Annotated in this window: 14 protein-coding genes and 1 riboswitch; of the genes, 13 read left to right on the top strand and 1 reads right to left on the bottom strand. The window is 67.5% G+C overall.

Annotation, left to right across the window (positions count from 1 at the left end):
* Positions 1-235 precede the first annotated feature (235 nt).
* From FPZ11_RS06540 to FPZ11_RS06485, 12 genes are all read left to right on the top strand, one after another.
* Positions 236-1,588 (top strand): ABC transporter substrate-binding protein, encoded by a 1,353-nt coding sequence (locus FPZ11_RS06540; RefSeq protein ID WP_146319387.1) that lies wholly within the window; start codon positions 236-238, stop codon positions 1,586-1,588.
* The gene (locus tag FPZ11_RS06535) at positions 1,588-2,544 is read left to right on the top strand and encodes a carbohydrate ABC transporter permease (protein ID WP_146319385.1); all 957 of its coding nucleotides are present in this window, start codon (positions 1,588-1,590) and stop codon (positions 2,542-2,544) included. Before FPZ11_RS06540 ends, FPZ11_RS06535 begins: the two co-directional genes overlap by 1 nt.
* A gap of 1 nt (position 2,545) precedes the next feature.
* Positions 2,546-3,442, top strand: a complete 897-nt coding sequence (locus FPZ11_RS06530; protein ID WP_146319383.1) for a carbohydrate ABC transporter permease — start codon at positions 2,546-2,548, stop codon at positions 3,440-3,442.
* A 58-nt stretch (positions 3,443-3,500) separates the two neighbouring features.
* Entirely contained in the window at positions 3,501-4,364 is an 864-nt protein-coding gene (locus FPZ11_RS06525) for a sugar phosphate isomerase/epimerase family protein (RefSeq protein ID WP_146319381.1), read from the top strand.
* Complete coding sequence (locus FPZ11_RS06520; RefSeq protein WP_146319379.1) at positions 4,361-5,566, top strand: Gfo/Idh/MocA family oxidoreductase; 1,206 nt, start codon at positions 4,361-4,363, stop codon at positions 5,564-5,566. Before FPZ11_RS06525 ends, FPZ11_RS06520 begins: the two co-directional genes overlap by 4 nt.
* The gene (locus FPZ11_RS06515) at positions 5,563-6,429 is read left to right on the top strand and encodes a sugar phosphate isomerase/epimerase family protein (RefSeq protein ID WP_146319377.1); all 867 of its coding nucleotides are present in this window, start codon (positions 5,563-5,565) and stop codon (positions 6,427-6,429) included. Before FPZ11_RS06520 ends, FPZ11_RS06515 begins: the two co-directional genes overlap by 4 nt.
* Positions 6,430-6,494: 65 nt before the next feature.
* Positions 6,495-7,643, top strand: coding sequence for a mannitol dehydrogenase family protein (locus FPZ11_RS06510; RefSeq protein ID WP_246846567.1), 1,149 nt, complete (start codon positions 6,495-6,497; stop codon positions 7,641-7,643).
* Between the two features lie 79 nt (positions 7,644-7,722).
* Complete coding sequence (gene manD, locus FPZ11_RS06505; protein WP_146319373.1) at positions 7,723-8,973, top strand: D-mannonate dehydratase ManD; 1,251 nt, start codon at positions 7,723-7,725, stop codon at positions 8,971-8,973.
* Between the two features lie 217 nt (positions 8,974-9,190).
* Positions 9,191-10,042 (top strand): serine protein kinase RIO, encoded by an 852-nt coding sequence (locus FPZ11_RS06500; RefSeq protein ID WP_246846566.1) that lies wholly within the window; start codon positions 9,191-9,193, stop codon positions 10,040-10,042.
* 241 nt (positions 10,043-10,283) lie between these two features.
* On the top strand, positions 10,284-10,913 hold the full coding sequence (locus FPZ11_RS06495) for a 50S ribosomal protein L25/general stress protein Ctc (protein WP_146319371.1): 630 nt from the start codon (positions 10,284-10,286) through the stop codon (positions 10,911-10,913).
* Between the two features lie 30 nt (positions 10,914-10,943).
* Positions 10,944-11,528: an aminoacyl-tRNA hydrolase gene (pth, locus tag FPZ11_RS06490; protein WP_146319369.1), complete on the top strand. Its 585-nt coding sequence runs from the start codon at positions 10,944-10,946 to the stop codon at positions 11,526-11,528.
* Between the two features lie 140 nt (positions 11,529-11,668).
* Entirely contained in the window at positions 11,669-12,379 is a 711-nt protein-coding gene (locus FPZ11_RS06485; RefSeq protein WP_146319367.1) for an alpha/beta fold hydrolase, read from the top strand.
* Between the two features lie 19 nt (positions 12,380-12,398).
* Here the strand turns inward: FPZ11_RS06485 and FPZ11_RS06480 are convergent, their stop codons facing one another.
* A complete protein-coding gene (locus tag FPZ11_RS06480; RefSeq protein ID WP_146319365.1) occupies positions 12,399-12,986 on the bottom strand; it encodes a dihydrofolate reductase family protein in 588 nt (195 codons plus the stop codon).
* A gap of 123 nt (positions 12,987-13,109) precedes the next feature.
* A riboswitch (guanidine-III (ykkC-III) riboswitch) is annotated at positions 13,110-13,177 on the top strand.
* An 11-nt stretch (positions 13,178-13,188) separates the two neighbouring features.
* Between FPZ11_RS06480 and FPZ11_RS06475 the strand changes: the two genes are divergently transcribed.
* Positions 13,189-13,443, top strand: coding sequence for a CBU_0592 family membrane protein (locus FPZ11_RS06475; protein ID WP_146319363.1), 255 nt, complete (start codon positions 13,189-13,191; stop codon positions 13,441-13,443).
* Positions 13,444-13,471 lie beyond the last annotated feature (28 nt).

Genomic DNA, 13,471 nt, shown 5'->3' with positions numbered 1-13,471 from the left:
GTTTCACGCTTGCTTGGCACCGCCGTGGTGTCAGGACGATAGCCCGATCGTGGCCATGTCGACAACATGTTGCCATGTGTTGCGGTGCGCTGATGGCCGAATTCTTCTCATGTCTGGTCATGACTCTGTTGCCATGGAATCCAGTTTTGGCAACAAATGGCAAATCATTGTTCACGTTGCCGTTCGTGGTTAGTGTGCCGCTACCACCACGCACTCAATGGAGAGGACCTGATCCATGCACAGAAAACGTGCGCTCGGCTTGACGGCAGGGCTGGTCGTCGCCGGCCTTGCCCTGGCCGGATGCAGCTCCGGCGGCGGCACCTCATCGGGGTCGGGCGGCGCATCGCTCGACGGCAAAGGCAAGACCATCACGGTGTTCACACTGGCGAACACGCAATACCCCGCTCAGCAGAAGGCATTCGACGACTCAGTGGCTGCCGCGTTCAAGAAGCAGACGGGTGCGACAGTCGAGTGGGACATGGGCGCGTCGGCCAACGACGAACAGACCAAGATCCAGACTTCGGCCGTTGCCGGGCAGGGCCCCGACATCTATGACATCGGCACCACGTTCACCCCCACGGCGTACTCCACCGGCGACTTCGTGAAACTGACTGCTGCTGACTGGAAGGCGCTCGGCGGCAAGGACAAGTTCGTGCCAGCATCGCTGGGCATTTCGGGACCGGACTCGAAGGATCAGGTCGGCATTCCGTACCAGTCGCGTCCGTTCGTCATGGTGTACAACACCAAGCTGTTCAAAGCGGCCGGTCTCACCGCTCCCGCCACCACATGGGACGGCCTGATCGATCAGGCGAAGAAGCTCACCGCAAACGGTGTCTACGGCATGGCACTGGACTACAAAGACAGCTTCGATCCGTGGAAATACATCTGGATGTACGACATGCAGATGGGCAATCCGCTCATCGACGGCAACAAGGCGACGCTCGACGATGCTAAGACGCAGAAGGCCTACGAGGCGTACTTCGGCCTCCTGACCGACGACCACGTCGCCGATCCTGCATCCGTGGGCTGGACATCGGTGCAGTCGCTGGCGGCCTTCGCTCAAGGCAAAGCCGCCATGATGTCGTGGACATCGGCGACGGCGATGAACACGCTCAATGCCTCACCCGTCAAAGACGACTACAAGTTCGCGGTCATGCCGACGGTGCCGCCCGGGTATTCGTCTCCGCCGAAGGGCGGCAACGCCGCGGCGAGCATCATCTCGGGCGACAACCTGGTGATCGCCAAGTACTCCAAGAACCAGGCATTGGACCTCGCGCTGGTCAAGTACCTCACGAGTGACTCGGTGCAGGCGAAGCAGTACAGCCAGTTCGGCAATCTGCCGGTGACGGTCTCAGAGTCGAAGAAGCTCGAGACCAATCAGCCGGCGCTCGAGCCGATCCTCACGGCCGGAGCGAAGTCGGTGACCACCCCGTTCTCCGGGGGCTGGGGAGCGACGGAGGTCGGCATGCTGAATGTGGTCACGCAGGCCATTCCGTCGCTCAACAAGGGCTCGGTCAGCACGAGTGAGCTCAAGGGCCTGTTGAAGACCCTGCAGAACACGGCAAATCAGGCACTGCAATCCCAGTGATGTCGCAGGCCACCATCACGAGTCGGTCGTCCGTGCAGCGGACGACCGACTCGCCGCCGCCGAGAAAGCGGCGTCGCACCGTCGCCAAGCGCGGCCGGCCGTTGTGGATGCTGATCCCCGGGGCCGTGCTGCTCACCGTCATCGTGTTGATCCCGCTCGTCATGGCGATCTGGATGTCGTTGCTGGATCTCAGTCAGTACACGATCCGGCAGTGGCTCGGTGCGCCGTTCGTGGCGCTGGAGAACTACGTCGTCGTCGTGACGCAGACCCAGTTCTTCCAGTCGTTGGCGGTGAGCATCGGATTCGCCGTCATCGCGACCGTGCTGAGCATTCCGATCGGCGTCGCCGCGGCGATCGTCACGCACAACGCGTTCCGTGGACGCGCGGTCGTGCGGTCCCTTTTCCTCGTGCCGTACGTCATCCCATCGTTCGTGGTCGCGACCATCTGGCGCACGATCATGCAGCCCGGCGGCGTGTGGACGGGGCTGCTCTCGTTCTTCGGCATCCACTCGAATCTGTGGCTCAACGGGCCGAACGCGTTCTGGACGCTCGTGATCGTGGAGATCTGGGCGTCGTGGCCGTTCATCTATCTGCTGACGCTGGCGGGGTTGCAGACCATCGAGCACCAGGTCTTCGAGGCGGCCGCGCTCGACGGCGTGACGTGGGGCAGGCAGCTGCGGTCGATCGTGTTCCCCAACATCGGCGGTCCGCTGGCGCTCGCCTGTGTCGTTTCGGTGCTCAGCCACATCAACAACTTCACGCTGCCGTACGTGCTGTTCGGCATACCGGCGCCGAACAACGTGCAGACGCTGCCGTTCCTCACCTACATCCAGAGCTTCACGATCTTCCGCTTCGGTCTCGGTGCGGCGACCGCGGTGCTGTCGCTCGTGCTGCTCGCCATTCCGCTCATTGTGTATCTGCGCATGATGCGGCTCGACGTGGGAAAGGAGGCATGAGATGAGCACGACGACCATTCGCACAGGCAAACGGGGCCGTGCGACGGCGAACATCGCTGTTCTCGTACCGGTGTGGGTGCGCGCGATCGTGATCGCGGTGATCCTGATCGTGATCGCGCTGCCGCTCATGTTCGTGGTCTTCGGGTCGGTGAACTCCGATCTCGGGGTGGCCAGCGGCGAATACTTCCCGTCGTCGTTCACGCTCGCCAACTATGTGAAGATCTGGTCCACGGTCGGCCTCGCGAACGGCATGTTCAACAGCATCGTGGTCGCCGGCTCCACGGCGGTCGTGGCGACCGTGATCGCCGTCGCGACCGCCTACGTGCTGGTCAGATTCACGTTTCTGGGGCGCGTCACCATCCTGCGCTCGCTGTTGATCCTGCAATCGATCCCCGGAACCCTCTTGCTGCTGCCGCTCTTCGTCGTCTTCTCGTCCTTCAGCACCTACATCGGTGTGCAGGTCATCGGGACCCGCTGGGGGCTCTTCATCACGTACCTCACGTTCGCGTTGCCGTTCGCGACCTGGGTCATGGTGACGTACCTCCGCGGGTTGCCGCCGGAGCTCGAGGAGGCCGCACGCATGGACGGCGCTTCCAACCTGCGCATCATCGCCCAGGTCATCCTGCCGCTGAGCTGGCCCGGGATCGTCGTGGCCGGCATCTTCTCGTTCTTGCAGGGCTGGAACGACGTGCTCTTCGCCTCCGTCATGACCAACACCGACACGCAGACGGTCTCGATCGCGCTCAATCTGTTCAGCGCCTCGCAGTCGGGCGGCTCGCTGCCGCTCTACGGACAGTTGATGGCGGCCTCGCTGATCTGCGCGGCTCCGGTGGTCGTCCTCTATCTCTGTCTGCAGCGCTGGCTCGTCGGCGGACTCACGGCGGGAAGCGTCAAGTGAACCGCAGTGCGGGCGAACGAGAACACCAACCGATCGAAACGAAAGGAAACCGGACGACGTGACGAACCGGCAAAGCTCCGCAGAACCAGGACTCCAGTGGGAGCTCTCCGGCTTCGGCGACGAGATCGACGCCGACCCGATCATCCAGGTCGCGGTCTTGCAGTCGTTGGGAGCCAGCGCCATCGAGGTGCGCAGCGCATGGGGCACGAACATCGTCGAGATGAGTGACGAACAGGTCGGCGCTTTGCGCGACCTGTTCCGCGAGCGCGGTCAAACCGTGTCCGCGATCGCCTCACCGATCGGCAAAGTGGATGTCGCGCTGCCCGTCGATCACGAGGTCGCGCGGCTGCGGCGCGCGATCGACGCGGCGCATGTGCTCGAAACGCGGTACATCAGGGTCTTCTCGTTCTATCGGGCACCGGAGCGCTCGGCGGAGGAGGTTCGCGACGAGGTGCTCGTGCGGATGCGTGCGCTCGCCGAGGTCGCAGAGAGCGAACACGTCGTGCTGCTGCACGAGAACGAGAAGGAGATCTATGGCGACGTGCCGTCGCGTGTGCTCGACATCGTCGAATCCGTCGGCTCCGATGCGCTCCGACTCGCCTGGGACAACGCGAACTATGTGCAATGCGGCGTGCGCCCGTTCAGCGACGGCTGGGCCCCCCTCGCCCCGTACGTCGACTACCTCCAGGTGAAGGATGCCGTGCGCGCCACCTCGGAGGTGGTGCCGGCCGGCGAGGGCGACGGGGAACTGCTCGACACCGTCACGGCGTTGCGCGACGCCGGATACTCCGGCTACGCCTCACTGGAACCTCACCTCACCGACTTCACCTCGCTCGGCGGATTCAGCGGACCGGCGGCGTTCGGCCGCGCCGCCCGCGCCTTCCGAGCCCTTACCGAACAGATCGGAGTCACGCTGCGATGAGCTCAGCGTCAGAGAAGCCCGCACCCCTTCGTCTCGCCGTCGTCGGCGCCGGCACCATCGGGCGCCACCACGGGCACGTCGCATCGGCGCACCCGGACCTCGAGCTCGTCGCCTTCGTCGACGCAGTGCCTGCGGCATTGCTGGCCGCCGCAGACGATGTCGAGGCATCGGGGGCATCCCGCCCGCTCACATTCGGCAGCATTTCAGAGGCCGCCTCGACGACCGCGATCGACCTCTTCGCCATCTGCACTCCGTCGGGGCTCCACGTGCAACTGGCCGAAGAGGCGCTCTCCGTCGGTGCGCACGTCGTCATCGAGAAACCACTCGACACGGTCATGCCACGCGCCCGACGGATCGCCGAACTCGCGACGGTGGCGACCGCCCGCGGATTGATGGTGAGCGTGATCAGCCAGCACCGCTTCGATCCCGCGTCGGTCGCGGTGGCGGACGCGGCGCACGGCGGCGCTTTCGGCGCGCTCACCTCGGGCGTCTGCAGCGTCGCCTGGTATCGCTCGCAGGGCTACTACGACTCCGGCCAGTGGCGCGGCACGTGGGAGCTCGACGGCGGGGGCGCCGTCGCGAACCAGGGCATCCACACGGTCGATCTGCTCGTCTGGATGCTCGGCCGACCGGTGACGATCTCCGCTGAGACCGCTCTTCTCGCGCACGAGGGCATCGAAGTCGAAGATGTGGCGGCGGCGACGATACGGTTCGAGAACGGCGCACTCGGCGTCATCCACTGCACCACCGCCGCGTACCCGGGCCTGTCCGCGCGGTTGCAGGTGCACGGCAGCCGCGGCTCGGCGATCATCGACGACGACAAGCTCGCCTACTTCCACGCCGCCGATCAGGATGCCTTCGCCGCTGCCAGCACGGCCAGCGGCACCGACGCAGCACCCGATGCCCAGGATCAGAAGGAGAGCATCGTGGCCCCGCAGTTCCTCGCGGGCGGACACGAAGACGACGGCTTTCTGGCCGGTCATTTCAGGCAGTACACCGACGTGGTGGAGGCGATCCGCACCGGCCGGGCGCCTGGAGTCACCGTCGACGCAGCGCTGCTCTCGCTCGCCGTGGTGCGCGGTCTCTACGTCTCGGCGACGCTCGGCGAAGCCGTGCTGATCGACGACGTGCTCGCAGGCAGGTACGACGAGGTGGAACCGGTCGTCGGTGGTGGGCAGAGCCTCGAGGGGGTCGTTCGATGAGGTTCTCCGTCTTCACCGCGTCCACTCCGCAATGGACGCCGGCCGAGGCCGCCGCGGCGCTCGCCGCCCAGGGCTGGGACGGCATCGAGTGGCGCGTCACCGACCAGCAGCCCGCCGCCGAGCCCGGCTTCTGGGCCGGCAACCGCGCGACCTGGCCGCTCACGGGTCTCGAGCGGCACCTCGACGAGATCGCACGTGTCACACGCGACGCGGGGCTGGCGTACTCGGGCATCGGCGGCTACGCGCGCGCCTTCGACCACGAGAACGTGGAGCGGATGCTCGCGGCCACCTCGGTGCTCGGCGCACACCGCGTGCGGGTGACCATGCCGGAGCTCGGCACCGGGCCCTACCGCGAGCTCTTCACGGCGACTCGGGCCGACCTGGAGTGGGTCGCGTCGCGCGCCGCGCACCACGGCGTGCAGGCACTGATCGAGATGCACCACCGCACGATCACGTCGTCGGCATCGGCCGCATACCGCATGCTCGAAGGGCTGGACCCTGAGCACATCGGCGTCATCCACGACAGTGGCAACGTCGTGTTCGAGGGGCACGAGGACTACCTCGCGGGATTCGAGCTGCTGGGGGAGTACCTTGCACATGTGCACGTGAAGAACGTGGCATGGCATCCCACCGGCGAGCGTCGGGCCGATGGCTCGGCCGTGTGGCGCGCCGACTGGGCGACGCTGCGCGACGGCCAGGTCGACGTCGACGACTACTTCGCAGCGCTCGCGACGGTCGGCTACGACCGCTGGGTCACACTCGAGGACTTCTCCACCGAGCTGCCGCTCGCGCAACGCACGGCGGACAACCTCGCATTCGTGAAGGCGGCGCACGAGCGCGCCGTCGCGGCGAACGGGCGCTGAGCCGCGTGGGGAACGCCGGCATGCCGTCGATCGCTCAGGCTCGCGGTCACCGGTATCCGGTGCGTATGGCACACCTCGGGCTCGGCAACTTCCACCGCGCGCACCAGGCCTGGTACACGCAGCACGCGAATGCGCTCGGGATGGATGCCGACGGCTGGGGCATCGCCGCCTTCACAGGCCGGTCACCCCGCGCAGCAGAGGCGCTGAGCGCACAGGACTGCGTCTACACGCTCGTCACGCGAGCAGCCGACGGCGACAGCGCCGAGATCGCGGATGCCATCTCGCGCGCACACGACGGCGCCGGGGCGGAGTGGGAGCACACCATCGCTGACCCGAGCGTCGCCGTGCTCACTGTCACCATCACAGAACGCGGTTACGAACCGGCTCAGCAGCAGACGGAGAGCGCGGGGGCGCGGATCGTGCGCGGCCTGCGGGCGCGGGCGCGGGCATCCGCCGGTGACATCGCGCTCGTGAGCTGCGACAACCTGCGCGGCAACGGCGAAGCACTGCGCCTCGCGGTGCTGCGCGAGGTTGACGACGGTCGGCTCGCGCGCTGGATCGGCGAGCACGTCGCATTCGTCTCCACCATGGTCGACCGCATCACGCCGGCGACCACCGACGCGGACCGTGCCGCAACGCGCGAGCTCATCGGCCACGACGACGCCGTGCCGGTGGTCACCGAGCCGTTCAGCGAGTGGGTCGTCTGCGGCGAGTTCCCGGCAGGCAGACCGGCGTGGCACAGCGTCGGCGTGCGCTTCGTCGACGACGTCGAGCCGTACGAGCAGCGCAAGCTCTGGTTGCTCAACGCCGGGCACACTCTGCTCGCAGCGACGGGGATGCCGCGCGGACACGAGACCGTCGCCGAGGCGTTCGCCGACCCGGAATGCCGTGGCCTGCTGGAGGAGCTCTGGGCCGAGGCCCGCGTGCTGCTTCCGTTCGACGCCACGGAGACGGATGCCGCACTCGCCGCCCTGCGCACCCGTTTCGCGAACCCGCGCATCGCGCACCGCCTCCTCCAGATCGACGACGGCGGCCTGCAGAAACTCCGGCAGCGGCAGGTCGCGATCATCACGCGTCGACTGGACGCCGGCAGCGAGCCGGGCCGGGCATCCCTCGCCACCGTGGAGGCGTGGGGCCGTGCGCACGGCCTCGATCTCGCTGAGGCGCTGGATGTGCTGCAGCCAGGACTCGCCAGACGCGTATACCTTCGCTGACCGCCGCCCACCAGACCGACCGCGCGGCACACCGACCGCCGCGCACCACCAGCAGACCACCATCAGGAGATACCGCACCATGAACATCCAGTCAGCGGAGGTGCTCGTCTCGAGCCCAGGCCGCAACTTCGTCACCCTGCGCATCACGACCGACGACGGGTTCACCGGACTCGGCGACGCCACGCTCAACGGCCGCGAACTCGCCGCCGCCGCCTACCTGACCGAACACGTGGTGCCGCTGCTCATCGGCCGCGACGCGAGCCGCATCGAGGACACCTGGCAGTACCTGTACCGCGGCGCGTACTGGCGTCGCGGACCGGTGACCATGGCCGCGATCGCCGCCGTGGACACAGCGCTCTGGGACATCAAGGCGAAGGCGGCCGGCATGCCGCTGTACCAGCTGCTCGGCGGACGCAGCCGCGACGGCCTGCTCGTCTACGGGCACGCATCCGGAGTCGACGTGCCGGAGCTGTTCGACTCCATTCGCGAGCATATGGATGAGGGCTACCGCGCCATCCGCATCCAGACCGGCATCCCGGGCCTGCCATCGGTGTACGGCGTGGCGCACTCCAGCAACGCCGCCGCCGGCACCGCGGCCGGCTCTGACGCCCGTTACGACTACGAGCCGGCCCGCCGCAGCGCCCTGCCCGTCGAGGAGACGTGGGACACGCGCGCGTACCTGCGGCACATCCCCACCGTGTTCGAGGCCGTGCGCAACGAGTTCGGCCCAGAGCTGCCGCTGCTGCACGACGCCCACCATCGTCTCACGCCCATCCAGGCCGCGAAATTGGGCAAGTCCCTGGAACCGTACGACCTGTTCTGGCTCGAAGACGTCACCCCGGCCGAGAACCAGGCCGTGTTGCGCCGGGTACGCGAGCACACCACGACGCCGCTCGCGATCGGCGAGGTGTTCAACACCATCTGGGACTACCGGGAGCTCTTCGAGGAGCAGCTCATCGACTACGTGCGCAGCCCTGTCACCCACGCGGGCGGCATCACCGGACTGCGGCGCATCTTCGACTTCGCGGCCGTCTACCAGATCAAGTCCGGTGCGCACGGGCCGACGGACGTCTCGCCCGTCGGACTGGCTGCGGCCATCCACCTCGGGCTCTCCATCCCCAACTTCGGCATCCAGGAGTACATGCAGCACGCCCCCGTCACGCACGAGGTGTTCCGCACCACGTACACGTTCGAGAACGGCATGCTGAACCCCTCGGATGCCCCAGGGCTCGGCGTCGACTACGACGACGAGGTCGCCGCCGCGCACCCGTACTCCGGCGCCTACCTGCCGGTGAACCGACTGCTCGACGGCAGCATGCACGACTGGTGACGTGCGTGCTGCGCACCGCTGACGAGCCCCTCGAAACGGGCCTTCGTGTGCGGTAAGGTCGACGAAGTCGCACCCGCAAGGTGCCCAGAGTGAAGGAGGTGTTGAACGTGGCCGATTTCTTCCGCGCCCCCGTCCTTTCCTTCACTCGACTCGGGGCCGCTCGCCGCTAGCATCCTCGCCGACGGCTTCGCGGCCTCCGCACCTTCTGGAGACCGCAGTGTCCTTCTTCGGCGACGACTTCGTCGTTCCCACCTTCGCCGTCTACGACATCGACGACGATCAACGCAGGTCGACCTGGCCTGCGACCATGCCAAGCGAGCGCGGGCCGAAGCCTCGTCCCGACTGGATCGTCACGTCGGCCGACGCCGTCGACACCGAGCTCGGCATCGTCAAGTCCGGAAAAGAGGCCGACGTCTGGCTTCTGGAACGCGCTGTTCCGCGCGAGGTGCCCTCCGTCGATGGCGCGCGTTCCGCGGTGCTCGCCGCGAAGCGATACCGCGGAGCCGAGCAGAGCGACTTCCATCGCTCGAGCGCCTACACCGAGGGCCGCAGCGTGCGCAGAACCCGCGACATGCGGGCCATGGCGCGCAAGTCCGCGTACGGACGCGCGGTGGCCGCGGGCCAGTGGGCCGCGGCGGAGTTCGGCGCGCTGTGCGAGGCGTGGCGCTCGTGCATCCCGGTTCCCTACCCCGTGCAGCTGCAAGGCACGGAGATCCTCATGGAGTTCATCGGCGACGCCGCCACGGCGACGGCCGCTCCCCGGCTGGCGTCCGTTCAACTGACCGGCGAAGAGCTCTACGACTGTTTCACGCAGGTCGTCGAGATCATGCGCCGTTTCGCGCGGGCGCAGACCGCGCACGGCGACCTCTCGCCGTACAACCTGCTCGTGCACCACGGCAGAGTCGTCGTGATCGACCTGCCCCAGATCGTCGATCTGATCGGCAACCCGAACGGGTTCGACCTTCTCGAGCGCGACGTGCGCAACGTGTGCTCCTGGTTCGCGAGGCGCGGGCTCGACGGCGAGCCCGACGAGTTGTTCGCCGAACTCTGCGCCGAGGCGCTGGGGTGAGAATCGGCACCGCGATGCCCCGGCCTCAACCGCCGGCTCGGCGTCTGCCGGAGGGCTGGTAGACTGATGCACCGAACTTCGGCGAGGGATGCCTGCACGTTCTCGTGAACGCAGAACAGGCATCCGTGATCGACGCGGTGGACCAGGCTCACGTCTGTCCTCACGCTGACACGCAGCACGAGTTGACAACGAATCCCCAAGACGACGTGGGCCGACAGCCCACCGAAAGCGAGACATCATCATGGCTGACGACAGCAACAAGGTTGTCGCGGAAGCGCGCGATTCCTTCGGCAAGGGCGCTGCACGCAAGATCCGCGCGGCGGGCAAGATCCCGGCCGTCCTCTACGGTCACGGCACCGACCCGCAGCACCTCACGCTGCCGGCCCACCAGCTCGGTCTGATCCTGCGCAAGGCCAACGCGGTGCTCGACCTCGACATCGCCGGCACATCCCAGCTCGCCCTGGTCAAGGACGTGCAGAAGGACCCGGTGCACCAGATCATCGAGCACATCGACCTCATCATCGTGCGCCGTGGCGAGAAGGTTCAGGTCGAGGTTCCCGTGCACATCGAGGGCGAGTCGTTCTCCGGCACCATCGTCGTGCAGGACCTCTCGACGGTCACCGTCGAGGCAGAGGCCACGCACATCCCGGAGCGCGTCGTCGTCGACGTCGAGGGCCTGGAGGAGGGCGTGCACATCACGGCCGCCGACATCACCCTGCCGAACGGCGTCTCGCTGGTGAGCGACCCCGAGGCGCTCGTCGTCGCGATCACCGTGCCTGCCGCCCCGGTCGACGTGGAGACCGAAGAGGCCGAGGAGGCCGCAGAGGCCGAGGCAGCCGAGTCCGAGGCTGCAGCAGAGTCGGCCGAGTAGTCCACTCCCGACGGTCGACGGAGCGCGTGCATGGCTGAGCAGCCCTGGCTCATCGTGGGCCTCGGCAACCCAGGCACGCAGTACGAGCGCACCCGTCACAACATCGGACAGATGGTGGTCGACGAGCTCGCACGCCGGGCGTCGGCCGGCTTCAAGTCGCACAAGACCAACGCGAGGGTCGCCGAGGGACGCATCGTCCCCGGCGGCCCTCGCCTGATCTTGGCGAAGCCGAACACGTACATGAACACGTCGGGCGGACCCGTGGCCCAGCTCGTGCGCTTCTATTCGCTCGACCCGGCGCGGCTGATCGTGGTGCACGACGAGCTGGACATCCCGTTCGACACCATCAAGCTCAAGTCGGGCGGCGGTCACGGCGGCCACAACGGCGTGCGCGACATCGCGAGCGCCATCGGCACGCCCGATTTCATCAGGGTGCGCGTCGGCGTCGGTCGCCCGCCAGGGCGCACGGATGCCGCGGACCACGTGCTCAGCCCCTTCACCTCGGCCGAACGACAGGTGCTCCCGAACCTCGTCTCCGACGGTGCGGATGCCGTCGAGCTCGTCACGACTCAGGGTCTCGTCGCCGCGCAGCAGCGCTACCACGCGCCGAGCTGACGCGCTCGTGGACCCCGGAGCGCGCGTCGCTTTCGTGGGCCTCGGAGCGCACGTCTCGAATCCCGTGCGCGCAGCACAGAGTCAGCCCGCAGACAGGCGGCCCCGGGCGTTCGCACATCCGCGAGCCGTACCGTCGGCACATGCAGTTGTTCACCCGGGAGTGGGGCACCGGTGACCGGGTCGCGGTTCTCGTGCACGGCCTCTTCAGCAGTTCGCGCACCTGGCACCGGCTGGGTCCCGATCTGGCCGACAAAGGCTATCGGGTCGTGGCCGTCGATCTCGCCGGCCACGGACTGAGCCCTCGCTCGAGCTGGTACTCGTTGTCGGGCCTCGTGCGCGGCATCGCCGACAGCGTGCCCGTCAAGCCGGAGTTGGCGATCGGGCACTCATTGGGCGGCCTGGTGCTCTCCCGTCTGGTCGGAAGGCTGCAGCCGGAGCGCGCGGTCTACATCGATCCCGCATTCATGGGAACACGACTTCCGTGGTGGCAGCGGGCGGGGGCGCCGATGCTGTTCCACGGCATCCTCAACCGCCGGGAGCGAAGCGTCGCGCGCAGCAACCCGCGCTGGGGACGCGACGATGTGGAGATCGAGGTCGGCGACTACGCGGCGTTCGATCGCACCTTCTTCAGGCGCTTCGGTGACGGCCGCACGATGCCGCTGAGCGCGCCGGACAGCATGGCGGTGCCGTCGATGATGATGCTGGCCGATCGCTCCAAGCTGGTGGGAAAGACGATGGCCGAGAGGATGCGCTCCCTCGGCTTCGCTGTGCGCGTCGTCCCCGGCGCCGGGCACACGGTGCACCGCGACGACTTCGACGGGTTCCGTCGCGCGCTCGCCGGGTGGGCGTGACGCCGGCGGCGGAAGCCGCTCAGTGCCGTGTGACGTAGTCCGCGATCAGCACGCCCGTGCTCGTCGGCAGCGCTCGCCGGAGCTCGAGGTCGACGCGTTCGGAGTTCGTGAACATCCTGGTGCCGGCGCCGAGCACGATCGGGTAGATCAGCAGGCTGTAGGTGTCGATCAATCGCTCGGCGTGCAGGGCGCGGACGAGTTCGCCGCTGCCCATGATCATGAGGTGCGGAACCTCGTCGCGATCCCGCAGCAGCCGCACCGTCTCGACAGCCTCTCCCGGCAAGAGCACCGAGTTCGCGAACTCCAACGTCGTGTCGGCCGAGCGGGAGACCACGTATTTGGTCGCGTTCAACAGCACGTCGGCGAAGGGGTTCGGCCCGGCGTCGCGCGTCCAATGGGCCAGCACGTCCTGGTAGGTGCGCCGACCGAAGAGCAGCGCGCCCTCGCGCGACATGCCCTCACCGGCGAACCGCGCGGAGACCTCGTCGTCGAAGCCGTTCGCCCAACCGCCCGCGCTGAAGCCGTTGCGCGTGTCCTCATCCGGCCTGCCAGGGCCCTGCATCACGCCATCGAGGGTGACACTCTGGAAGACACCGATCGTCGTCATGGCGGATTCCCTCCGGTTCATCGCCCCCGAGTGCGCGGAGGGCACGTCCCCTCAGGATGCCCGTGACGAGCGCCCAGCACCAGACGTGGTCAGCCGCTGATCAGCCTGTTTCGATAGCCTCGAACGTGGATCGATCAGCCGAACGATCACCGGACGAGACGCGCCGTACCCGGATCTGACGACGACGCTCTCGGAGAGCATCGTGGACATCCTCGTTCAGGTCGTCGGTTCGCTTCTCGTGCTGGCGGGCTTCGCGCTGGCGCAGTGGGGCATCCTCGACCCCAAGTCGGTCTGGTACCTCATGCTCAACGTGGTCGGGTCGGGCATTCTCGCCGTGGACGCCGTCATCGGCGCCCAATGGGGGTTCCTGCTGCTCGAAGGCGTGTGGGCCATCGTCTCGGCGATCGGTCTCGTCGCCGTGCTGCGAGCACGGCGCGGTCGGACGAGCGCCTCGTAGTGTTCGCCACCACGTGGCATCCGCCGAG

This window comes from Humibacter ginsenosidimutans (assembly GCF_007859675.1).
Lineage (GTDB): Bacteria > Actinomycetota > Actinomycetes > Actinomycetales > Microbacteriaceae > Humibacter > Humibacter ginsenosidimutans.
The sequence above is the reverse complement of the archived record's forward strand: the minus strand, read 5'-3'. Positions and strand labels throughout refer to the sequence as shown.

What these genes read in the sequence shown, in the direction of transcription:
- FPZ11_RS06540 (WP_146319387.1), top strand. Translation starts at nt 236, where the DNA reads ATGCACAGAAAACGTGCGCTCGGCTTGACGGCAGGGCTGGTCGTCGCC.
- FPZ11_RS06535 (WP_146319385.1), top strand. Translation starts at nt 1,588, where the DNA reads ATGTCGCAGGCCACCATCACGAGTCGGTCGTCCGTGCAGCGGACGACC.
- FPZ11_RS06530 (WP_146319383.1), top strand. Translation starts at nt 2,546, where the DNA reads ATGAGCACGACGACCATTCGCACAGGCAAACGGGGCCGTGCGACGGCG.
- FPZ11_RS06520 (WP_146319379.1), top strand. Translation starts at nt 4,361, where the DNA reads ATGAGCTCAGCGTCAGAGAAGCCCGCACCCCTTCGTCTCGCCGTCGTC.
- FPZ11_RS06515 (WP_146319377.1), top strand. Translation starts at nt 5,563, where the DNA reads ATGAGGTTCTCCGTCTTCACCGCGTCCACTCCGCAATGGACGCCGGCC.
- FPZ11_RS06510 (WP_246846567.1), top strand. Translation starts at nt 6,495, where the DNA reads ATGGCACACCTCGGGCTCGGCAACTTCCACCGCGCGCACCAGGCCTGG.
- manD (WP_146319373.1), top strand. Translation starts at nt 7,723, where the DNA reads ATGAACATCCAGTCAGCGGAGGTGCTCGTCTCGAGCCCAGGCCGCAAC.
- FPZ11_RS06495 (WP_146319371.1), top strand. Translation starts at nt 10,284, where the DNA reads ATGGCTGACGACAGCAACAAGGTTGTCGCGGAAGCGCGCGATTCCTTC.
- pth (WP_146319369.1), top strand. Translation starts at nt 10,944, where the DNA reads ATGGCTGAGCAGCCCTGGCTCATCGTGGGCCTCGGCAACCCAGGCACG.
- FPZ11_RS06485 (WP_146319367.1), top strand. Translation starts at nt 11,669, where the DNA reads ATGCAGTTGTTCACCCGGGAGTGGGGCACCGGTGACCGGGTCGCGGTT.
- FPZ11_RS06480 (WP_146319365.1), bottom strand. Translation starts at nt 12,986, where the DNA reads ATGACGACGATCGGTGTCTTCCAGAGTGTCACCCTCGATGGCGTGATG.